At 70.3% G+C, this 19,461-nt stretch carries 20 protein-coding genes; 13 read left to right on the forward strand and 7 right to left on the reverse strand.

Annotated features, from left to right (window positions below; genetic code table 11):
• Nucleotides 1-3: 3 nt before the first annotated feature.
• From FB561_RS22665 to FB561_RS22685, 5 genes are all read left to right on the forward strand, one after another.
• On the forward strand, nucleotides 4-1,332 hold the full coding sequence (locus tag FB561_RS22665; protein ID WP_145809939.1) for an ArsA family ATPase: 1,329 nt from the start codon (nucleotides 4-6) through the stop codon (nucleotides 1,330-1,332).
• Nucleotides 1,329-1,877, forward strand: coding sequence for a hypothetical protein (locus tag FB561_RS22670; protein ID WP_145809942.1), 549 nt, complete (start codon nucleotides 1,329-1,331; stop codon nucleotides 1,875-1,877). Before FB561_RS22665 ends, FB561_RS22670 begins: the two co-directional genes overlap by 4 nt.
• A complete protein-coding gene (locus tag FB561_RS22675; protein WP_145809945.1) occupies nucleotides 1,868-2,833 on the forward strand; it encodes an ROK family glucokinase in 966 nt (321 codons plus the stop codon). The genes FB561_RS22670 and FB561_RS22675 overlap by 10 nt, the downstream gene beginning before the upstream one ends.
• A gap of 85 nt (nucleotides 2,834-2,918) precedes the next feature.
• Nucleotides 2,919-4,088 carry an ROK family glucokinase gene (locus tag FB561_RS22680; protein WP_145809948.1) on the forward strand — a complete coding sequence of 390 codons (1,170 nt, stop codon included), beginning with the start codon at nucleotides 2,919-2,921 and terminating at the stop codon, nucleotides 4,086-4,088.
• Nucleotides 4,085-4,909 carry an endonuclease/exonuclease/phosphatase family protein gene (locus FB561_RS22685; RefSeq protein ID WP_238334986.1) on the forward strand — a complete coding sequence of 275 codons (825 nt, stop codon included), beginning with the start codon at nucleotides 4,085-4,087 and terminating at the stop codon, nucleotides 4,907-4,909. Before FB561_RS22680 ends, FB561_RS22685 begins: the two co-directional genes overlap by 4 nt.
• On the opposite strand, the gene FB561_RS22690 is transcribed toward FB561_RS22685, so the two are convergent.
• From FB561_RS22690 to FB561_RS22700, 3 genes are read right to left on the reverse strand one after another with little or no spacing between them, the layout of a single operon-like run.
• Nucleotides 4,878-5,633 carry a phytanoyl-CoA dioxygenase family protein gene (locus FB561_RS22690; protein ID WP_145809950.1) on the reverse strand — a complete coding sequence of 252 codons (756 nt, stop codon included), beginning with the start codon at nucleotides 5,631-5,633 and terminating at the stop codon, nucleotides 4,878-4,880. The genes FB561_RS22685 and FB561_RS22690 overlap by 32 nt on opposite strands.
• A gap of 40 nt (nucleotides 5,634-5,673) precedes the next feature.
• The gene (locus FB561_RS22695; RefSeq protein ID WP_145809952.1) at nucleotides 5,674-6,429 is read right to left on the reverse strand and encodes a FadR/GntR family transcriptional regulator; all 756 of its coding nucleotides are present in this window, start codon (nucleotides 6,427-6,429) and stop codon (nucleotides 5,674-5,676) included.
• Nucleotides 6,426-7,745 carry an L-fuconate dehydratase gene (locus FB561_RS22700; RefSeq protein ID WP_145809955.1) on the reverse strand — a complete coding sequence of 440 codons (1,320 nt, stop codon included), beginning with the start codon at nucleotides 7,743-7,745 and terminating at the stop codon, nucleotides 6,426-6,428. The genes FB561_RS22695 and FB561_RS22700 overlap by 4 nt, the downstream gene beginning before the upstream one ends.
• 147 nt (nucleotides 7,746-7,892) lie before the next feature.
• Between FB561_RS22700 and FB561_RS22705 the strand changes: the two genes are divergently transcribed.
• Genes FB561_RS22705 through FB561_RS22720 form a run of 5 tightly spaced genes read left to right on the forward strand, consistent with a single transcriptional unit; the run spans nucleotide 7,893 to nucleotide 13,925 of the window.
• On the forward strand, nucleotides 7,893-10,268 hold the full coding sequence (locus tag FB561_RS22705) for a glycoside hydrolase family 95 protein (RefSeq protein WP_170284744.1): 2,376 nt from the start codon (nucleotides 7,893-7,895) through the stop codon (nucleotides 10,266-10,268).
• A 25-nt stretch (nucleotides 10,269-10,293) separates the two neighbouring features.
• On the forward strand, nucleotides 10,294-11,289 hold the full coding sequence (locus FB561_RS22710; RefSeq protein WP_145809959.1) for an ABC transporter permease: 996 nt from the start codon (nucleotides 10,294-10,296) through the stop codon (nucleotides 11,287-11,289).
• The gene (locus FB561_RS22715; protein ID WP_145809962.1) at nucleotides 11,286-12,209 is read left to right on the forward strand and encodes a carbohydrate ABC transporter permease; all 924 of its coding nucleotides are present in this window, start codon (nucleotides 11,286-11,288) and stop codon (nucleotides 12,207-12,209) included. Before FB561_RS22710 ends, FB561_RS22715 begins: the two co-directional genes overlap by 4 nt.
• A 34-nt stretch (nucleotides 12,210-12,243) precedes the next feature.
• Nucleotides 12,244-12,654, forward strand: coding sequence for a hypothetical protein (locus tag FB561_RS38280; protein ID WP_202880709.1), 411 nt, complete (start codon nucleotides 12,244-12,246; stop codon nucleotides 12,652-12,654).
• Nucleotides 12,579-13,925, forward strand: coding sequence for a type 2 periplasmic-binding domain-containing protein (locus FB561_RS22720; protein WP_202880710.1), 1,347 nt, complete (start codon nucleotides 12,579-12,581; stop codon nucleotides 13,923-13,925). The genes FB561_RS38280 and FB561_RS22720 overlap by 76 nt, the downstream gene beginning before the upstream one ends.
• A gap of 3 nt (nucleotides 13,926-13,928) precedes the next feature.
• Here FB561_RS22720 and FB561_RS22725 read toward each other — a convergent pair whose 3' ends face one another.
• Nucleotides 13,929-14,678 (reverse strand): enoyl-CoA hydratase family protein, encoded by a 750-nt coding sequence (locus FB561_RS22725; RefSeq protein ID WP_145809964.1) that lies wholly within the window; start codon nucleotides 14,676-14,678, stop codon nucleotides 13,929-13,931.
• A gap of 27 nt (nucleotides 14,679-14,705) precedes the next feature.
• Here FB561_RS22725 and FB561_RS22730 point away from each other — a divergent pair, with 27 nt between their 5' ends.
• Nucleotides 14,706-15,083: a VOC family protein gene (locus FB561_RS22730; RefSeq protein ID WP_145809966.1), complete on the forward strand. Its 378-nt coding sequence runs from the start codon at nucleotides 14,706-14,708 to the stop codon at nucleotides 15,081-15,083.
• A 3-nt stretch (nucleotides 15,084-15,086) separates the two neighbouring features.
• Here FB561_RS22730 and FB561_RS22735 read toward each other — a convergent pair whose 3' ends face one another.
• Genes FB561_RS22735 through FB561_RS22745 form a run of 3 tightly spaced genes read right to left on the reverse strand, consistent with a single transcriptional unit; the run spans nucleotide 15,087 to nucleotide 17,924 of the window.
• Nucleotides 15,087-16,316: an ornithine cyclodeaminase, nickel-pincer nucleotide-dependent gene (locus FB561_RS22735; protein ID WP_145809968.1), complete on the reverse strand. Its 1,230-nt coding sequence runs from the start codon at nucleotides 16,314-16,316 to the stop codon at nucleotides 15,087-15,089.
• A gap of 50 nt (nucleotides 16,317-16,366) precedes the next feature.
• Complete coding sequence (locus FB561_RS22740) at nucleotides 16,367-17,167, reverse strand: hypothetical protein (protein WP_145809970.1); 801 nt, start codon at nucleotides 17,165-17,167, stop codon at nucleotides 16,367-16,369.
• Nucleotides 17,160-17,924 carry an alpha/beta hydrolase gene (locus FB561_RS22745; protein WP_145809973.1) on the reverse strand — a complete coding sequence of 255 codons (765 nt, stop codon included), beginning with the start codon at nucleotides 17,922-17,924 and terminating at the stop codon, nucleotides 17,160-17,162. The genes FB561_RS22740 and FB561_RS22745 overlap by 8 nt, the downstream gene beginning before the upstream one ends.
• A 262-nt stretch (nucleotides 17,925-18,186) precedes the next feature.
• On the opposite strand from FB561_RS22745, the gene FB561_RS22750 reads away from it, so the two are divergent.
• Both FB561_RS22750 and FB561_RS22755 read left to right on the forward strand, forming a co-directional pair.
• On the forward strand, nucleotides 18,187-18,987 hold the full coding sequence (locus FB561_RS22750; protein ID WP_202880712.1) for a lysophospholipid acyltransferase family protein: 801 nt from the start codon (nucleotides 18,187-18,189) through the stop codon (nucleotides 18,985-18,987).
• Between the two features lie 35 nt (nucleotides 18,988-19,022).
• On the forward strand, nucleotides 19,023-19,415 hold the full coding sequence (locus FB561_RS22755; RefSeq protein WP_145809976.1) for a DUF2237 family protein: 393 nt from the start codon (nucleotides 19,023-19,025) through the stop codon (nucleotides 19,413-19,415).
• Nucleotides 19,416-19,461 lie beyond the last annotated feature (46 nt).

Raw genomic sequence — 19,461 nt, forward strand, 5'->3', positions numbered from 1 at the left:
CCAGTGACTCGGGTTCTGCTGTACACAGGTAAGGGCGGCGTGGGGAAGACCACGTCCGCGGCCGGCACCGCCACGCTGGCCGCATTGCGGGGACTGCGCACGCTGGTGCTGTCCACCGACGGGGCGCACTCGCTGTCGGACGCGTTCGACTCCGAGGTCGGCCAGGAGCCGACCGAGATCGACGACCTGCTGTTCGTCCAGCAGATCGACACGCAACGCCGGTTCGAGCGGTCCTGGGGCGACATTCAGGCGTACCTGCGGTCGGTGCTGCACGTCGTCGGGGTGGACCCGATCGAGGCCGAGGAGCTCACCGTGCTGCCGGGGGCCGAGGAGGTGCTCGCGCTGCTCGAAGTGCGCGATCACGTCCGCTCGGGCCGCTGGGACGTCGTGGTCGTGGACTGCGCGCCGACCGCCGAGACGCTGCGACTGCTGGCGTTGCCGGAGGCGCTCAACTGGTACATGGACCGGATCATCCACGCCGAGCGCAAGGTGATCCGCAGCCTGCGGCCGTTGCTCGGGCGGGCGTCCGGGTTGCCGATGCCGGACGACAACGTGTTCGACGCGCTCCGGCGGTTGCAGCGCGACCTGGCCGACATCCGGGCGCTGCTGGCCGGGCCGGACGCGTCCGTGCGGCTGGTGCTGACGCCGGAGGCCGTGGTCGTTGCCGAGGCGCGTCGGTCGCTCACGACGTTGTCGCTGTACGGGTACCGGGTGGACGGGATCGTCGCGAACCGGGTGTTCCCGGCGGCCGGCGCGGACAACTGGCGCCGGCAGTGGGTCGCCGCGCAACGCGGGATCCTGGAGGACGTGGCCGACTCGTTCAGCCCGCTGCCGATCTGGGAGTCGCCGTACCGCGCGTGCGAGCCGGTCGGCGTGGAGGAGCTGGCCGCGTTCGCGGTCGAGATGTACGGCGGGGACGACCCGTTCGCGCGGGCCTCGGACGCGACCTCGTTGCTGGTGGACCGGCACATCGACACCGACGGGCGGACGTACACGCTGACGATGCCGTTGCCGTTGGCATCCGCCGCCGATCTCGAGCTGGCCCGGCACGGCGACGAGCTGATCATCACGGTCGGGTCGTACCGCCGGGTGATCCCGCTGCCGGCCGCGTTGGCGCGCGGCGTGGTCGCGGGGGCGCGGCTGGACGACGGGCGGCTGCAGGTGCGCTTCGCTCCGCGGGAGCCGGCGCAGCGCGTCGGGGCGCCGGCGGCGGAGGTACCGACCGGGGCCGGGCCGTTGGAGTCCGCGCAGGAGCTGGCGCAGGAGATCCGCGAGCAGATGGACTCCGAGCTCGCTGCGGAGCATGCGGCGATGACGGAGGGCACCAGGTGAGCAAGGACCCGGTCGGATCCGTCGCCGAAGAAGCCGCCAAACTCTTCGCCGTCCTCCAGCAAGCCGCCGCCGAAGCCCGCGGCGCGCACGCACACGGTGCGGAAGGCGCTGAGGCGCCCGGTCCGGCGGCAGCCGGCGGTGCGGGGGAGGACGTGGCCGACCCGAGCGCGGGTCGCGCCTCCCGCGGCGGCGCGGGGCGGGGTGCCGACGCGTACGAAGGTGACGGCGGGGGAGAGGCGGATGCTGGGCGTGGTGAGGAGCATCTGCACGGGATCGGGCGGGGGCCGGAGTGTCAGTGGTGTCCGGTCTGTCAGCTGATCAACCGGGTGCGGAGTACCAGTCCTGAGACGATCGAGCAGCTGTCGACGGCCGCGGCCGGGGTGCTCGGGTCGATGAGATCTTTGCTGGAGGCGGCCGCCGAGGCGGCGCGCCAGGCCCGGACGGACGCAGAGTCGCGGACCGCCGGTCAGCCGGAGGCGGACGAACCGGTGCGGTCCCGGGTGGACCGGATCGACGTGAGTGAGGACCCCGAACCATGGGACTGAGCATCGGCATCGATGTCGGCGGAACGAAGATCGCGGCCGGCGTCGTCGGCCCGGACGGCAAGATCGGCGCCCGGACCCACCGGGACACGCCGGCCGACTCGGTCGACCAGACCGCGAAGGCGATCATCGACGCGGCCGCCGAGCTGATCGCGGACCACGAGATCGAGGCGGTCGGCATCGGTGCCGCCGGCTTCGTCTCCGCGGACCGTTCCACCGTGTTGTTCGCGCCGAACCTGGCCTGGCGGGACGAGCCGCTCGGCGCCCGCGTCGGCGACGCGCTCAAGGTCCCGGTGGTGGTGGAGAACGACGCGAACGCGGCCGCCTGGGGCGAGTTCGCGTTCGGCGCCGCGCGCGACGTCCAGGACATGGTCTGCATCACCGTCGGCACCGGGATCGGCGGCGGCGTGGTGCTCGGTGGCGAGATGCTGCGCGGCGCCCACGGTGTCGGCGCCGAGCTCGGGCACATGCGCGTCGTCCCGGGCGGACACCGGTGCGGCTGCGGTGCGCGCGGATGCTGGGAGCAGTACGCCTCCGGCCGCGCGCTGGTCCGCGAGGGCCGGGCGCAGGCGGACTCCGGGTCGCTCGCCGCGGCGCAGATGCTGAGCGTGTGCGGCATCACCGACTCCGCCGAGCTGACCGGCCCGATGATCACCACGGCCGCGACCCAGGGCGACCCGTGCGCGGTCGAGCTGCTGGACGACCTCGGCCGCTGGCTGGGCGAGGGTCTGGCGAGCATCGTGACCCTGTTCGACCCGAGCCTGATCGTGCTCGGCGGCGGGGTCAGCGCGGCGAAGGACCTGGTCACGAAGTCCGCGCTGGTCGCCTTCGAGCGGAACCTGCCGGCCAAGGCGAACCGCCCGCACCCGCCGTTCGGGATCGCCGAACTCGGCAACGACGCCGGCATCATCGGTGCCGCCGACCTGGCCCGCTTGGAGGCGCCGGAGCCGCGGCAGTGAGGCCGGCGCGGTTGGCGTGTCGTGGTTGGCTGGACCTGACAACTGGTTGGCTGGGATCTGGGGGTACCGCGAGGAGGCTCGGGCGATGGCTCTGACGCAGGCGTTGACGATCGGGATCGACATCGGTGGCACCAAGGTCGCCGCCGGGGTGGTCGACCCGGAGGGCAACATCCTGGACCGGCTCCGCCGGGACACGCCGACCAAGGACCCGAAGGAGACCGAGGACGCGATCGCCGAGGTCGTGCACGACCTGGAGTCGCGGCACGACGTGATCGCGGTCGGGATCGGCGCCGCCGGGTTCGTCGACGGGACGCGGTCGTCGGTGCTGTTCGCGCCGCACCTGGCCTGGCGGCACGAGCCGCTCCGGGACGCGGTGGAGCGCCGGCTCGGGCTCCCCGTGGTGGTCGAGAACGACGCGAACGCGGCCGCCTGGTCGGAGTGGCGGTTCGGCGGCGGCCAGGGCGAGAGCCACCTGGTCTGCGTCACGCTCGGGACCGGGATCGGCGGCGCCATCCTCAACGACGGAGCGTTGCAGCGCGGCAAGTTCGGGATCGCGGGCGAGTTCGGGCACATGCAGGTGGTACCCGGCGGTCATCGGTGCGAGTGCGGCAACCGTGGCTGCTGGGAACAGTACGCCTCGGGGAACGCGCTCACCCGGGAGGCGCGGGAGCTGGCTTTGTCCGGGTCGCCGGTCGCGCACAACCTGCTCCGCCGGGCCGACGGGGATCCGCGCAAGATCAACGGGCCGATGGTGACCGAGCTGGCCAAGGACGGCGACCCGGTCGCGGTCGAGCTGCTCGAGGACGTCGGCCGCTGGCTCGGCATCGGGCTGGCGAACCTGGCGGCCGCGCTGGATCCGGGGACGTTCGTCATCGGTGGGGGCGTGTCGGACGCGGGGGAGTTGCTGCTGGCGCCGGCCCGGGAGGCGTTCAAGCGGACGTTGACCGGGCGTGGGTTCCGGCCCGAGGCGCGGATCGTGCGCGCGGTACTGGGTCCGGAGGCCGGCCTGGTCGGCGCGGCTGACCTGGCTCGTGAAGAGGCGACCTGGTTGCGCCGGGTCCGCGTGAAGACGACGGCCGTCACGGCGAAGACGGCGGCCCGCAGCGGTCGCGGGGCGCGGATGGAGCGAGCGGCCCGCAAGTCCGCGAGCCGCCGGACCGGGATGCGGACGGCCGAGCCGGAGCTGCGCCTCGACGACCCGGACGACCTGCACCACAAGCACCCCGCCGACGTCCCGGGCGACCACGACGCATGACGACCAGCCCGCCCGACTCCGGCGACGCCGGCTCGGGGGACCGCCCGGCTGACCCGCTGGCGGAGGGGTCGCCTGATCGGAGCCTGGTGCCTGAGGGGCCGACCTTGCGGGTGCTGTCGTACAACGTGCATAGGTGGGGTGATGATCGGGCCGCGCTGGCCCGGGTGGTGCGGGCTTGTGCTGCCGAGGTCGCGTTGATCCAGGAGGCGCCGACCTGGTGGGGGACCCGGCGGAAGCGGCGGGCGATGGCGGCCACCTTCGGGATGACGTATGTCGCCGCCTCGGCGCGGAACGCGATCCTGGTTGCCAAGGGCACCGAATTGGCGGCGGCCCTGCACTGGCGGGTCTGGCGGCCGTTCGTCCGGCGCCGGCTCAACCTGATCGCCACCCAGCTCCCCGGCGGCGCGGTCGGCGGCCGCGTCACCCTCGGTGGTACCGAGCTCGCGCTGGTCGTCTGTCACCTGGGCCTGCACATTCGCGGTCGCCAGCACGAACTCGACCAGGTGCTCCGCGGCTGCAAGTCGTTCGGCCTGCCGTACCTGCTGGTCGGCGACCTGAACGAGGAACCCGACGGTCCGGTCTGGAAGCGCCTCGCCGACGAAGGCCTCACCGACCTCGGCCAGGACGCGGGGCCCACGTTCAGCTCCGCCGACCCGCACAAGCGGATCGACGGCGCCCACCTGGCCCCTGGACTCACCGGCCGCGTCGTCCCCCTGGACGAGATCGAGGGCATCACCCAAGCCGACCTCGCGGCCGCCTCCGATCACCTGCCGATGCTGATCGAGCTGACTACTCCGCGAACTCGAGCAGCGGATCGGTGACCACGTCCCGCCACCGCTCCCGGTGGCCGGCGGCGCTGAGCCGGTAGTACAAGGTCTCCCGGCGCTCGTCGTCGGACGTCCCCGAGTGGCCGCCGATGTTGTGCGCGAGCAGGTAGTGCGCGAACAACACACTGCCGGCCGGACCGCTGACCTGGGTCCGCTCACCGAGATCCACCTTCGGGTACGGGCCCTCGTTCCAGCCGTCCCGGTGGATCATCGCGTCGGCGCCACCGTGCTCGCGCAGGTACTCGCCGAACCGCAGGTGCGTCTCCGGCCAGACGTAGAGGTTGCCCCGGTCAAGCTCTTCGTGGTCGGTCAGCCAGATCCCCGCGAGCAGCGAGAAGGTGTACGGCGTCCCGTCGGGCGCGGGCGGGTTGAGTCCGTCGACATGGGGTCCACCTGGTCGGTGCGGCCAGGGCGGCGTCGTGGTCGCGACCTGCGCGAAGTCCGGCTCGTCCAGCCCGAGGTCGGTACGAACGAGCTGTGCGGCGAGTCCGCCGACACCGGTCTCGCGGTAGAAGTCGAGCAGCGCATGTCCGCCGTCCTCGAACCGCGGCCAGGTGAAGTGGATACCGACGTGCCCGGGTGGTGGTGGCTGCTGGTCCAGTTCGCGCGTGACGAGGGCCCGGCCGGCGGCGATCTGGTCGTCGGTCAGCACACCTGGTACGACCACGAAACCCTGGGTACGAAAGGCTTTCCGCTGGTCGTCGCTGATCACTGGCATCGGACCAGTGCACCAGTGACGACGCGGTGGGACAACCGAATTACCGGGCCATCGCCTCGGTGTCGACGGGGCGCTGGTGCAGGTAGTCCTCGACGCCGAACAGGTGCGCGGCCATCCTGGTCCGGGCCCGGTCGGGGTCGTGGCCCTGCAGCGCGGCGAGGATCGCGCGGTGCTCGCTGTGGGTGGACTCGTCGGCGCCCTTCTGGCTGATCGAGCGCCACAGCCGGTCGCGGGTGGTCCGGCCGCCGAGGGCCTCGATCAGCGCCTCGAGTACCGGGTTCGCCGCGGACTTCGCGATGATCCGGTGGAAGGCGATGTCGTTGTCGATCAGCACCTCGTGGTCCGGTTCGCCGTCGGCCAGCTCGGCCTCCGTCCGGCGCAGGACCTCGTCCGCGGCGGCCAGGTCGTCCGCGCTGATCCTGGTCGCGGCGAGCGCGGCCGCCTCGGTCTCCAGGATCCGGCGGACGGCGTGCAGATGCGGCGCGCCGCTCCGGTCCTGGAGGTCGACCACGAACCCCATCGGGGCCAGCAGCAACGAGGAGTCGAGCGCGGTGACGTACGTCCCGTCACCCTGCCGGGTCTCCAGGACGCCTAGCATCGACAGCGCCCGAACCCCTTCTCGCAAAGGGCTTCGGGACACGCCGAGCGCCTCGGCGAGGTCCTTCTCGACCGGCAGCCGGTCGCCTGGCCGCAGGGTCCCCTCGATGATGAGGCGTTTGATCCCCTGGACGACGACGTCGGTCTGCGAACCGCCGCCGCGGCCCTCCTCCGCCGTCCGCGGCGCCTTCGGGCTCACGCGACCGACTCCGTGCCGTCGCGCGAGGCCCAGTACGTCCCGTGCGGGAACGCGTACTCCGCTAGTGACAGTGCGTGCATCTCGGCACTGTACCCGGCCGCGGAGGGCAGGACGTACGCTCCGTTGCGCACGACGCACGGGTCCGTGAAGTGCTCGTGCAGGTGGTCGACGTACTCCGTGACCCGGCGGTCCAAGGACGCCGAGACGGCCACGTAGTCGAAGATCGCGAGGTGCTGGACGAGCTCGCACAGCCCGACCCCGCCCGCGTGCGGGCAGACCGGGACGTCGAAATGTGCGGCCAGCAGGTACACGGCGAGGACCTCGTTGACGCTGCCGAGCCGGGCCGCGTCGAGCTGGCAGTAGTCGATCGCGCCGGCCTGGAAGAGCTGCTTGAACAGCACCCGGTTCATCCCGTGCTCACCGGTGGCGACGCCGATCGGCGCGACCGCGGTCCGGATCGCCGCATGGCCGAGGATGTCGTCCGGGCTGGTCGGCTCCTCGATCCAGAGCGGGTCGAACCGGGCCAGTTCCCGGACCCACTCGATCGCCTCCGGGACGTCCCAGACCTGGTTCGCGTCGATCATCAGATGACCGTCCGGTCCGAGCACCTCGCGGGCGATCCCGCAGCGGCGGATGTCGTCGTCCAGATCCGCGCCCACCTTGAGTTTCACGTGCTTGTAGCCCTCGGCAACAGCCTCTTCGCAGAGCCGGCGCAGCTTGTCGTCGGAGTAGCCGAGCCAGCCCGCGGACGTGGTGTAGCAGGGGTACCCGCTGCCCTCGAGTTCCTCGATCCGCGCGGCCCGGCCGGGTACGCGGTCGGCCAGCAACGCGATCGCCTGCTCCGGCGTGAGGACGTCGGACAGGTACCGCAGGTCCGCCGCGGCCACCAGTTCCGCGGGGGACATGTCGGCCAGCAACCGCCACAGCGGCTTGCCGGCTCGCCGGGCGGCCAGGTCCCACAACGCGTTCATCACCGCGGCGAGCGCGAGATGGACGACGCCCTTGTCCGGGCCGAGCCAGCGCAACTGCGAGTCGGACTGCAGTTCGCGGTAGACGCCGCCTGGATCGGCGCACAGCGCGTCCACGTCGCGCCCGACCAGGGGGCGAGCGCGCTGGGCGGCGGCGGCGACGCAGAGGTCGTTGCCGCGGCCGATCGTGAACGTGAAGCCGTACCCGCTCAGCGCCGGGTCGTCGGTGCGCAGGACGACGTACGCGGCGGAGTAGTCACCGTCCTTGTTCATCGCGTCGGAACCGTCGCGGGTCAGCGAAGTCGGGAAGCGGACGTCGACGACTTCCACCGACGTGATGCGTGCCATGGAGCCCCCTCTGGGCGGTCGAGAGAAATAGATCCTATGATTTCGACGATTTTCGATGGTCTCAGTCTGGACCACAGCGAGCCTCCTCGCTACGATCCCCGTCATTCATATGACGATTATCTCCTCATCATCGACGGAGGTCCTGGAATGAGCAACCTGGTGGGCTCGGACCGGACGGCGGGAACGCGGTTGAGCTACGACCGTCCGGCCGGCACCTGGCTCGAAGCTGTACCGCTCGGCAACGGCCACATCGGCGCGATGTGCTTCGGCGGCGTCGGGCACGAGCGAATCGGGCTGAACGACGAGACCTGCTGGTCCGGCAGTCCGGAGACCGCGCGCCGGCTGGCCGAGTCGCACGGGGCCGTCGGCGCCGAGGCCGTGGACGCAGTCCGGGCGGCGATCGCAGCCGGCGATGTCCGGACGGCCGAGGACCTGGCCAAGGGCTTCCACTCCGGCTACTCGCAGGCGTACCTGCCGCTCGGCGACCTGCTGATCGACCTCGAGGTCAACGGCACCGCGGCCAGCGAGGCAGACCTCACCCGGTACGGCCGGGTGCTCGACCTGGACGCGGCGACAGCGGTCGCGGAGTACGAGATCGGGGGAGTGACGGTCCGGCAGGAAGTCTTCGTCAGCGCACCCGCCGGGGTCCTCGTCTACCGGATCACCGCGTCGCAGCCGGGCGCCCTGTCGCTCGCCGCCCGACTGACATCACCGCTGCGATCGGAGCCGCAGGTCGTCGAGGACGGCCTCAGCCTCCTCCTGCAGGCGCCGGCGAACGTGGCCCCGCCGCACGTCCGGGAGGACGAGCCGATCCGGTACTCCGAGGGCGCTGATCGTGGCATGGCGGCCGCCATCGCCCTGCGCGGCAAGACCGACGGCGTACTCCGCGGCGCGGGCCAGCTCACCGTGGAAGGCGCGGGCGAGGTCGTCCTGGTCCTCTCCACCGCCACCGGGTACGACGGGCCGCTGGTCACCCCGACCCGGACCGGGTTCGAGTGCTGGTCCGCGGCCGACGAGAAGGTCGTCGCCGCGCTCGGTCGTGAGCACGCGGACCTGCTGGCCGAGCACCAGGCGGACCACCAGGCGTTGTTCCGGCGGTCCGCGTTGGAGCTGGTGATCGAGGCCGAGGCCGAGGCGTTGCCGATCGACCGGCGGCTGGCCCGCGCGGTCGAGCACGACGATCCCGGTCTCGCCGCGCTGGTGTTCAACTACGGCCGGTACCTGATGATCGCCAGTTCGCGGCCCGGTGGGCTGCCGACGACCTTGCAGGGCATCTGGAACGAGGAACTCCGGCCGCCGTGGAGCTCGAACTACACGGTGAACATCAACACCGAGATGAATTACTGGCCGGCCGAGTCGACCGGCCTGTCCGAGTGCCACGAACCGCTGCTCACGTACCTGGAGCACCTCGCCGAGGCGGGCCGGAGTACGGCCCGGGAGCGGTACGGATGCGGTGGCTGGACGGCGCACCACAACGCCGACGCGTGGTGCTGGTCGATCCCGGTCGACGGCGACCCGCGGTGGTCGAACTGGCCGCTCGCCGGTGCCTGGTTGAGTCGCCACCTGTGGGACCACTACGCGTTCACCGAGGACCTCGACTTCCTCCGCCGGGCCTGGCCGGTGCTGCTCGGGGCCGCCGAGTTCTGCCTCGACTGGCTGGTCGAACTCCCTGACGGCAGCCTCGGTACCGCGCCGTCCACTTCGCCCGAGAACGACTACATCGCCGCCGACGGCAAGCCTGCCTCGGTCACCGTGTCCGCGACGATGGACCTCGCACTGATCGCCGATCTCTTCCACCGCTGCGAGCTGTCCGCGGACCTGCTCGACATCTCCGACCCGTTGGTCGAGCGGTTCGCCGCGGCCCGCAAGCGGATCCCGGAGCCGAAGGTCGGCGGCCAGGGGCAACTGCAGGAGTGGGCCGCCGATCTGCCCGAGGAGGACCCGCACCACCGGCACACGTCCCACCTGGTCGCCCTGCACCCCGGCGAGGCGATCACCCCGGACGGTACGCCGACACTCGCCGCCGCGGCCGCGCGCACGCTGGACCTGCGCGGTGACCAGTCGACGGGCTGGTCGCTGGCCTGGCGGGTCAACCTGCGCGCCCGGCTCCGCGACGCGGCCGCGGCGCACCGGCTGATCCGCGGGTTCCTGATGCCCGCCGACGACACCCGGACCGGGTACGTCGGGATCGGGGCCGGCGTGTACCCGAACCTGTTCTGCGCGCATCCGCCGTTCCAGATCGACGGCAACTTCGGTGCCACCGCCGGGATCGCGGAGATGCTGCTGCAGAGCCACACCGACGAGGTCGACCTGCTGCCGGCGCTGCCCGCCGAGTGGACGAGCGGCCGGGTGACCGGACTACGGGCGCGCGGCGGCCTGACCGTCGACCTCAGCTGGACTCCGGACGGCATCGACGCCGTCCTCACCGCCGACCGGGACACCGAGCGGATCGTCCGCCACGGTGACCGGCGCGTCCCGGTCCGGCTGACCGCAGGTACCGGCCACCGGGTGACCTGGAGCTGACCGCAGACCCGGACGAGGAGGCCCCATGACGACACTGACCCCCGTACGGCCACCGGCGCCCGACGTCCCGCTCGGACGCGACCGGCGCCGCCGAAAGCGGGAACGCCCCGGGATCCGCGGTCTGCGCCGCAGTCTGCGCAGACACTGGACCCTGTACCTGCTGATGGTCCTGCCGCTGATCTGGTTCGCGGTGTTCAAGTACATCCCGATGTCGAACGCGGTGATCGCGTTCAAGAACTACAACGTGGTCCGCGGGATCTGGGGCAGCGACTGGATCGGGACCAGGAACTTCGAGCTGTTCTTCGCCAACCCGGTGTTCTGGACCCTGGTGAAGAACACCTTCCTGCTGTCCTTCTACACCGTGCTCGCGAGCTTCCCGATCGCGATCATCCTGGCGCTGGCGCTGAACGAGATCCGGGTCGGGCTGTTCAAGAAGACGGTCCAGCTGGTGACGTACGCGCCGTACTTCATTTCCACGGTGGTCGTGGTGTCGATGACGATCCTGGTGTTGTCGCCACGGCTCGGCATCGTCAACGAGGGCCTCGGGTTCTTCGGGATCCCGGCGATCGACTTCCTCGGCAATCCGGACTACTTCCGGCACATCTACGTGTGGTCGGAGGTGTGGCAGACAGCCGGGTACTCCGCGGTGATCTACCTCGCCGCCCTGGCCGGGATCGACCCCGCGCTGCACGAGGCCGCGAAGGTGGACGGGGCCGGCCGGTTGCGCCGGATCTGGCACGTCGACCTGCCTGGGATCATGCCGACCGCGGTGATCATCCTGGTGCTGGCCGTCGGCAACATCATGGCGATCGGGTTCGAGAAGGCGTTCCTGTTCCAGAACCCGCTGAACCTGAGCCAGGCCGAGATCATCGCCACCTACGTCTACAAGACCGGGCTGCTGAACGCGGACTTCAGCATGGCGACCGCGGTCGGCCTGTTCAACTCGGTGATCAACCTGTTCCTGCTGCTGTTCGTCAACGTGATCGCCAAGCGGGTCACGGGGAACGGGCTGTGGTCATGAGGGCCGGGGTGCTGGAACGGCGCGCGGCCAAGGCCCGCCGGATCCAGGAGTCGAAGACCGACCGGATCTTCCTGTTCGGCGTCTACATCCTGCTGATCGGGTTCCTGCTGGTCGTCCTGCTGCCGCTGCTCTACATCGTGGCCAGCTCGTTCAGCAGTCCCGAGGCGGTCTCGGCCGGCCGGGTGCTGTTCTGGCCGGTGGACTTCTCGCTGCGCGGGTACGAGGCCGTCCTGAGCAACCCGCAGGTGATCCAGGGGTACGGGAACTCCTTGTTCTACACGGTGGTCGGCACGATCGTGAGTGTCACGCTGACGATCGCGATCGCGTACCCGATGTCGCGCCGGACGCTGGTCGGCCGGAACGTCGTGATGAGCCTGATCCTGTTCACGATGCTGTTCACCGGCGGCCTGATCCCGACGTACCTGGTGGTCCAGTCGCTCGGCATGCTCGACACCCGGTGGGCGCTGATCGTGCCGCAGGCGATCGGGGTCTGGCAGGTCATCATCGCCCGCACCTACTTCCGGACCGCGATCCCGGAGGAACTGGTCGAGGCGGCCGAGCTGGACGGCTGCGGCGATCTGCGGTTCCTCTGGTCGGTGGTGATCCCGCTGGCCAAACCGATGATCGCGGTGGTCGCGCTGATGTACGCGATCCTGCAGTGGAACTCGTACTTCGACGCGCTGATCTACCTGAAGAACCAGGACCTCTTCCCGCTCCAGCTGGTCCTGCGCAACGTGCTGATCCTGAACACCTACAGCGGTGGCGCGATGGACGCGTCGGTCGCGTTGCAACGCCAGCAGCTGGCCGACCTGCTCAAGTGCTCGCTGATCGTGGTCTCGAGCCTGCCGGTCCTGCTGATCTACCCGTTCGTCGCCCGCTACTTCACCAAGGGAATCCTGATCGGCGCCGTCAAGGGCTGATCCTCCGCACCGTTTCGACCCCTGTGAGGGACCTATGTCTGTGCACCTCGGAAGGAAGAAGTCCGCGGCCGTCGCCGGCCTCGGCGTACTCGCCCTCGCGCTGGCCGCCTGTTCCGGCGGATCCGACGCGGCGGACCAGAGCAAACCGCTGCCCACCATCACCGGCAACCCGGCCGTCACGCTCGACGTGTTCTCCCAGCAGGGGCCCGACACGGACCTGGCCAAGAACGAGTTCACCCAGAAGATCGGCAAGCAGTTCAACGTCACCTTCAAATGGCAGACCGCGACCTGGGACGCCGGTCCGGCCAAGGAGAAGCGGCAGATCTCGCTCGCCAGCGGCGACTACCCGGACCTGTACCTGCTGATCCCGTGGGTCGACCAGTTCACCCAGGCCGATCTGCTCAAGCTGTCCGGCCAGGGCGTCGTGGTCCCGCTGAACAGCTGATCGACCAGTACGCGCCGAACATCAAGAAGGCGCTCGACGGCAACCCGGACTTCAAGGCGATGGCGACCGCGCCGGACGGCAAGATCTACGGGATGCCGCAGTGGGTGGACTGCTACCACTGCTCCTACCAGGGCAAGCTCTGGATGAACTCGGCCTGGCTGAAGAAGCTCGGCCTGGAGCAGCCGAAGACGACCGAGGACATGCGCACGGTCCTGCGGGCGTTCAAGACCCAGGACCCGAACGGCAACGGCAAGGCCGACGAGATCCCGATCAGCGCCAACGTCCGGGACTCGCTGATCCCGTACTTCATGAACGCCTTCATCTACGACCCGCAGGGCACCAGCGGCAACAACAACTCGACGCTGGTGCTGAAGGACGGCAAGATCGACCTGCAGGCGAACAAGGACGGCTGGCGCGAGGGCCTGACGTACCTGAACTCGCTCTACAAGGAGGGCCTGATCGACAAGGGCGCCTTCACCCAGAACTCCGACGCGCTGCAGCAGCAGGGCGACAACGCCGGCACCGTCGTGCTCGGCTCGGCCACCGTCCTGCACCCCGGCATCTTCGTGACGATCGGATCGCCGGACGGCCGGGACAAGCAGTACGACGCGGTGCCGCCGCTGACCGGGCCGAACGGGTCCGCGTTCACCGGGTACAACTTCCCGAGCGTGCCGGGCGCCACCTTCGTGCTGACCAGCAAGGCGACGCAGGAGGAGCAGATCCAGGCGATCAAGATGCTCGACTACATCTTCACCCCCGAGGGCGAGATCAACGGCATGTTCGGCACCGAGGGCAAGACCTGGGCCAAGCCGAAGGCCGGCGAGGTGGCGCTGGACCAGAGCATGAAGCCGCTGTACCGGCAGATCCCGACCAAGGCCGGCGCGACACCGCCGAACGCGTCCTGGGGTCCGCTCGCGCAGTACAACAACACCGCCGACTTCCGCGCCGCCGAGTCGATCAGCACCGACCTGTACGCGCAGTCCGGCTACGAGCGGCGGCTGTTCGAGGCGACCAAGCTGTACGACGGCAAGGAGGACAAGGCGCAGGTCTACCCGTACTGGAAGGTGTGGATCGACCCGTCGCTCGGCACCGAGGTGGCGACGCTGCAGACGAACATCGAGAACTACGTCCAGCAGAACGCGCTGCAGTTCATCACCGGCTCGAAGGACATCAGCAAGGACTGGGACGCCTACGTGAAGGGGCTGGAGGGTCTCGGCCTGAAGCGGTACCTGGAGATCCAGCAGACCGCGTACGACAAGGTCCCGAAGTAGAGTTCAGCCCCTCTTGCGGCTCAGGAAGGCCAGCATCGCTTCCTGGGCCGCCGGGCTGCCGAAGAGCGCGGCGGAGAGCTCGGCGAGATCCTTGCCACGGGCATCGATGTCGGCGAGCAGCTCGCGGGTGAGCAGCTTCTTGGTCTCGTGCAGACCTTGCGGCGCGCCCTTCAGCAGGGACTTCAGGACGGCCGCGACGGCGGTGTCGACCTCCTCGTCCGGGACCGCCTGGGTGACCAGCCCGAGCTCGGCCGCCTTCGCGCCGTCGAAGGTGTCGCCGGTGAGGAAGGTCAGCGCGGCGGCCCGGTCGGTGAGGCGGGGGAGGACCGTCAGCGAGATGGTCGCGGCGGCCAGGCCGAGGCGGACCTCGGTGAGAGCGAAGCTGGCGCCGGTCCCGGCGATGCTGATGTCGGCCGCGGCGACGATCCCGATGCCGCCCGCGCGGACCGGGCCGGTGACCCGGGCGACGACCGGCTTCGGGTTCGCCACGATCGCGCGCTGGACGTCGACCATCCGCTGCGCGCCGACCCCCATGCCGACCGTGGTCGCCTCGGACAGGTCCGCGCCGGAGCAGAACACGTCCCCGGCCGACCGGATCACGATCACCCGGGTCGCGTCGTCGGTCCCGGCCGTCTCCAGATGCGCGAGCAGCTCACCGGTCAGCTGCTGCGACAGCGCGTTCTTGTTGTGCGGCGAGTCCAGCGTGATCGTCGCGACCCCGTCCGCCACCGCGACATGCACCAGTTCGGTCATGGCCTCATCCTGCCTCATCGTGGAGACATGGCACTGCGAACGAAATCTCACTGGTTCGGGGTTGCGCTGGACGCCCCCGACGCCCGCGAACTCGGCCACTTCTACCAGCGCCTGCTCGGCTGGCAACTGTTCGCCGACGACCCGAACTGGGTGACCCTGGCGCCGAGTAGGGACGCCGGGTACAACCTGGCCTTCCAGACCGAGACCAAGTACGTCCGCCCGGTCTGGCCCGCCGAGGACGGCAAGCCGCAGATGGCGATGCACCTCGACCTGCAGGTGGACGACCTCGACGAGGCCGTCGCGCACGCGGTCGAGGCGGGTGCCGAGCTGGCCGAGTACCAGCCGCAGGAGAAGGTGCGGGTGATGCTCGACCCGGCCGGGCACCCGTTCTGCCTCTACCTCTGACGGCTACTTCCCGGCGGCGTACTCCCGGCAGAGCTCGCGGGCCAGGTGCTCGATGAACAGGCCGACGTCGGTGACGATGCCGCGCGCCTGGGACGAGCCACGGTCGGCCAGCTTCGTCACGGTGGCCGGGTTGATGTCGACGCAGCTGAGCGGAACCGAGGCCGGCAGGATGTTGCCGGTGGCCACCGAGTGGAGCATGGTCGCCGCCATCAGGCAGTACCCGACGCCGGGCAGCTCGGCGCGCATCGCCCGCTGACCGTCGAGGACGTCGGTGTACACGTCCGGCAGCGGGCCGTCGTCGCGGACCGAGCCGACCAGGACGAAGCGCTTCCCGTTCCGGACCAGCGCGTGCATCACCCCGGAGGTGAGCACGCCCTGCTCGACGGCGGCCGCGATCGACCCTGCCTTGCGGATCGTGTTGATCGCCCGGATGTGGTGCTCGTGCCCGTGCTCGACCCCGCGGCCACGGGACAGGTCCACGCCCAGCGAGGTGCCGTACAACGAGGACTCGATGTCGTGCGTGGCCAGTGCGTTCCCGGCGAACAGCACGTCGACGAAACCGGCCTCGACCAGCGCGACCATGGCCGGCGCGGCCCCGGTGTGCACGATGCCGGGACCGCCGACCCAGAGCACCTTCTGGCCGTTCGCCTTGGCCTCGCGCATCCCGTCGGCGACCTGCATCACCAGCACCCGCTGCGGCTTCTCGCTGGACACGTCCGACTCCATGAAGCCGAACGACTCCTCGGTGTTCGCGACGATCGGCGGCGTCACCCGGACGCCCTGGGCGCTGGAGATGATCCGCATCCCCGCCTTCACGTCCGACATCGGGATGGTCCGCACCGCATCACCCTCGACCACCAGCCCGCAGTCCATCTCCGGGTTCCGCACCTGCACCCAGCGACCGCCGAGCCGCACGCTGGTCGGCAGGTTCGTGGTCGAGTAGAACCCGTCCGGGAAGACCCCGTCCTGGGTCACCTCGGAGATCTCCGGCGTGCCGGGATGGACCAGGTTCGCGCCCTTGGTCTGGATCCGCATCAGCAGCCGCTGCAGGGACTCCTCGTCCTCGGCGCCGACGGTCATCCGGACCGTGGACGGATCGTCCTTGTCGTAGCCCAGGTCGAACTTGTCCAGCGTGTACTCGCCGCCGTAGCCGCGGATGTCGTCCAGCACCCGGGACAGTAGCCCGGAGTCCATCAGATGGCCGGTGATCTCGACGGTCTCGGTGACCTGCACGGGGACCTCCCTCGGAGTTCGTCGGATTGTCCGACGATCCGCACTGTAACTCAGACGACCGCACCGTCGTCGGGCGTGTCGTCCGGGGGCAGCCGGTCCTTCATCCGGATCACCAGGGTGAGGAAGCCGGCGATGAACCCGACCACGCCGAGCAGCTGGATCCGGCTGGTGCCGAAGTCGAAGACGGCCGCCACGATCAGCAGCAGCGGGCCACCGAGCAGCCCGAGCCAGGCGGCCCGGGTGATCCAGTCCAGCCGCGGGCCGCGGGTCGGCTCCGGCGGGACGTAGTGGTCATGCGGGTCGTCGGTCCTGCGGGCCGGCGGCTCCTCCGGCGGGTCCTCGTCGGCGTCGCCGACGATCAGCCCGGCGGGGACGTCGATCAGCGGTTCGTACGAGTCGTCGTCGACGTCCTCGCTGGCCGGCCACCGGGGGACCGGCGGCGTGTCGTGGCCGGGCGCGGACGGCGCGTTGAACTGCTCGACCAGCGACGCCCACTCGGCGTCCTCGGTACTGCGGTCGATCACGCCGCGGGCCGCCTCGACCGACTCGGCGTCGACGAAGATCTCCTCGAACCCGGCGGGGATCTTCTTCTCCGGCGCCTCGGTCTTCTTGTCCGGGGCCTCGGCCGGCGCCTCCGCCTGCCCCTCGCCGGTGGCCGGCTGGTCCGCGGGGTCGCCGCTGTCGGCCTGGTCCGGTGCGGCCGGGTCGCCGGTCGCCTCCGCCTCACCGGGCGGACCGCAGTACGCGGCGATGCCCGATTCGGCGAGCGCGGTCAGCACCGGCTCGGTGACGAGCGGGTCGATGCCGCCCATCGACGTGTACGCCGCGGCGGTGAGTCCGTTGTCACGCATCGGCGGCGATCCGTCGCACGAAGGCGGTCGAGTCCGCGAAGATCCGCGGTGCGTCGTTGTCCAGAGTGGCCACGTGGTAGCTGTCCTCGAGCAGGGTCTCGGTCACGTCGCGGGACGAGATCCGGGCCAGCACCGTCCGGCCCGAACTCGGCTCCACCACGTGATCGACAGTACTGCGGAACAGCAGCACCGGCTGCGTCACCTTGGCCAGATCCTCCCGGGTGACCTTCCACAGCTGTGACAGCGAGTACAGCGCGCGCAGCGGCATCCGGTCGTACGCGCCCTCGTCGACGCCCGGCTTCTTGATGTCGTTCGAGATGCCCGGGAACGACGGGACGACCCGCTGCAGCGCCGGCAGCAGGGCCAGCCGCTTGTCGTCGGTCTGCACCGACGGGTTGACAAGAATCACACCCGCCACGTCCGCACCGTGCTCCTCTGCCAGCCGCAGCACCAGGCAGCCGCCCATCGACAGACCGGCCAGCACCACCCGGTCGTGCTCCTTGCGAAGCCGCTCCAGCTCGTTGTCGAGCACGGCGTACCAGTCCTGCCAGCGGGTGTTGTTCGCCTCCCGCCAGTGCGTACCGTGCCCGGGCAGCCGCGGCACCGACACGCCGAAGCCTTCGGCGGCCAGGTGCTCCGCGAACGGGCGCATCGACTTCGGCGATCCGGTGAAGCCGTGGCTCAGCAGCACTCCGGTGGCGGCCTCCGGGCCGCTCCCGGGACTGCGGAACTCCTCCGCGTGGGCTTGCACTGGCACAGGTCACTCCTCGGCAGTGAAACTCGGTTCCCGAGAGGCCATGGTCGCAGCCCGGGGCCGCCTCGCCCAGCCCCGCTCGGGTGTCGCCGGTCCCGGAGTGATCGAGGTCGCACCGGGTCCGGAACCCAGTCTGCAACCACAGTTCAACACAGAGTGCAACCCCAGAATCCCTGGCGGTGACATTGCCTGAGGAGGAAGCTGGAACGTAGTGTCCTCCCTCGGCGGTGCGGATGGCCTGTGGACTACCGCTGTTGGACACTGGATGTCAGCCCGAACGGCGGAGGTGAAGGGCGTGCTGTACCTGTTCCTCAGACGGTTTTTCGTCGCCCCGATCGTGAAGCTCCTGTTCCACCCCAAGGTGACGGGGCTGGAGAACATCCCGAGTGAGGGCCCGGCGCTGCTGGTGAGCAACCACCTCGCGTTCTGCGATTCGATCTTCCTGCCGGTGGCCGTGCCCCGGCAGATCGTCTTCCCGGCCAAGTCGGAGTACTTCACCGCACCCGGTCTGAAGGGCAAGCTGGTCGCCACCTTCTTCCGGTCCGTCGGGCAGATCCCGATCGACCGGTCCGGTGGCCGCGCCTCGCTGGCCGCGCTGAACACCGGCCTGGAGATCCTGGACAAGGGCGAGCTGTTCGGGATCTACCCCGAGGGCACCCGCTCACCGGACGGCCGGCTGTACAAGGGCAAGACCGGTGTGGCCCGGATGGCGATCGTGGCCGGCGTCCCGGTCATCCCGGTCGCGATGATCGACACCGAGAAGCTGCAGCCGCCCGGCACGCTCTGGCCGCAGTGGCTGATCCGCGAGCCCGGTCGCCGGCTGCCGCGGCTGGTCCGCCCGGGCGTGGCGATCGGCAAGCCGCTGGACTTCTCCCGGTACGAGGGCATGGAGAAGGACCGGTTCGTGCTCCGCTCGGTCACCGACGAGATCATGTACGCGATGATGGAGCTGTCCGGCCAGGAGTACGTCGACATGTACGCCGAGAAGGCCAAGGACCTGATCAAGGCCGGCGAGAAGGTCGACGACCACCTCAAGCCGCGACTCGACGACACCAAGGCCTCCTGACCCCGAACTCCGCGCCGCCGGGTGAGGATGGGCGGGTGGAGAGCGAGCGGAACGTCCTCGGTGGGCCGTTGGACGAGTGCGGGACCGAGCCGATGACCGGGTTCTTCCGGACCGGCTGCTGCGCGACCGGCCCGGAGGACCAGGGCAGTCACACGGTCTGCGCGGTGATGACCGCGGAGTTCCTGGCGCATCAGGAATCGATCGGCAACGACCTGACCACGGCGCGCCCCGAGTACGACTTCCCGGGACTGCGGCCGGGGGACCGGTGGTGCGTGGTCGCGGTGCGCTGGCTGCAGGCGTACCACGCGGGGGTCGCCGCGCCCGTCGTGCTGGCCGCGACCCACGCCCGGTCGCTGGACACGATCCCGTTGTCGGTGCTGCAGGCGCACGCGGTCGACGTGCCGCCGGACCTGAGCACGCTGAGCTGAGCGGTCAGCGGAGTCGGCTGAGGTGAGACGGCCGCGCACGGTCCGG

It is taken from the genome of Kribbella amoyensis (assembly GCF_007828865.1).
Taxonomy (GTDB): domain Bacteria; phylum Actinomycetota; class Actinomycetes; order Propionibacteriales; family Kribbellaceae; genus Kribbella; species Kribbella amoyensis.

What these genes read in the sequence shown, in the direction of transcription:
- FB561_RS22685 (WP_238334986.1), top strand. Translation starts at nt 4,085, where the DNA reads ATGACGACCAGCCCGCCCGACTCCGGCGACGCCGGCTCGGGGGACCGC.
- FB561_RS22680 (WP_145809948.1), top strand. Translation starts at nt 2,919, where the DNA reads ATGGCTCTGACGCAGGCGTTGACGATCGGGATCGACATCGGTGGCACC.
- FB561_RS38280 (WP_202880709.1), top strand. Translation starts at nt 12,244, where the DNA reads ATGTCTGTGCACCTCGGAAGGAAGAAGTCCGCGGCCGTCGCCGGCCTC.
- FB561_RS22710 (WP_145809959.1), top strand. Translation starts at nt 10,294, where the DNA reads ATGACGACACTGACCCCCGTACGGCCACCGGCGCCCGACGTCCCGCTC.
- FB561_RS22725 (WP_145809964.1), bottom strand. Translation starts at nt 14,678, where the DNA reads ATGACCGAACTGGTGCATGTCGCGGTGGCGGACGGGGTCGCGACGATC.
- FB561_RS22740 (WP_145809970.1), bottom strand. Translation starts at nt 17,167, where the DNA reads ATGCGTGACAACGGACTCACCGCCGCGGCGTACACGTCGATGGGCGGC.
- FB561_RS22700 (WP_145809955.1), bottom strand. Translation starts at nt 7,745, where the DNA reads ATGGCACGCATCACGTCGGTGGAAGTCGTCGACGTCCGCTTCCCGACT.
- FB561_RS22750 (WP_202880712.1), top strand. Translation starts at nt 18,187, where the DNA reads ATGTCAGCCCGAACGGCGGAGGTGAAGGGCGTGCTGTACCTGTTCCTC.
- FB561_RS22690 (WP_145809950.1), bottom strand. Translation starts at nt 5,633, where the DNA reads ATGCCAGTGATCAGCGACGACCAGCGGAAAGCCTTTCGTACCCAGGGT.
- FB561_RS22705 (WP_170284744.1), top strand. Translation starts at nt 7,893, where the DNA reads ATGAGCAACCTGGTGGGCTCGGACCGGACGGCGGGAACGCGGTTGAGC.
- FB561_RS22675 (WP_145809945.1), top strand. Translation starts at nt 1,868, where the DNA reads ATGGGACTGAGCATCGGCATCGATGTCGGCGGAACGAAGATCGCGGCC.
- FB561_RS22730 (WP_145809966.1), top strand. Translation starts at nt 14,706, where the DNA reads ATGGCACTGCGAACGAAATCTCACTGGTTCGGGGTTGCGCTGGACGCC.
- FB561_RS22715 (WP_145809962.1), top strand. Translation starts at nt 11,286, where the DNA reads ATGAGGGCCGGGGTGCTGGAACGGCGCGCGGCCAAGGCCCGCCGGATC.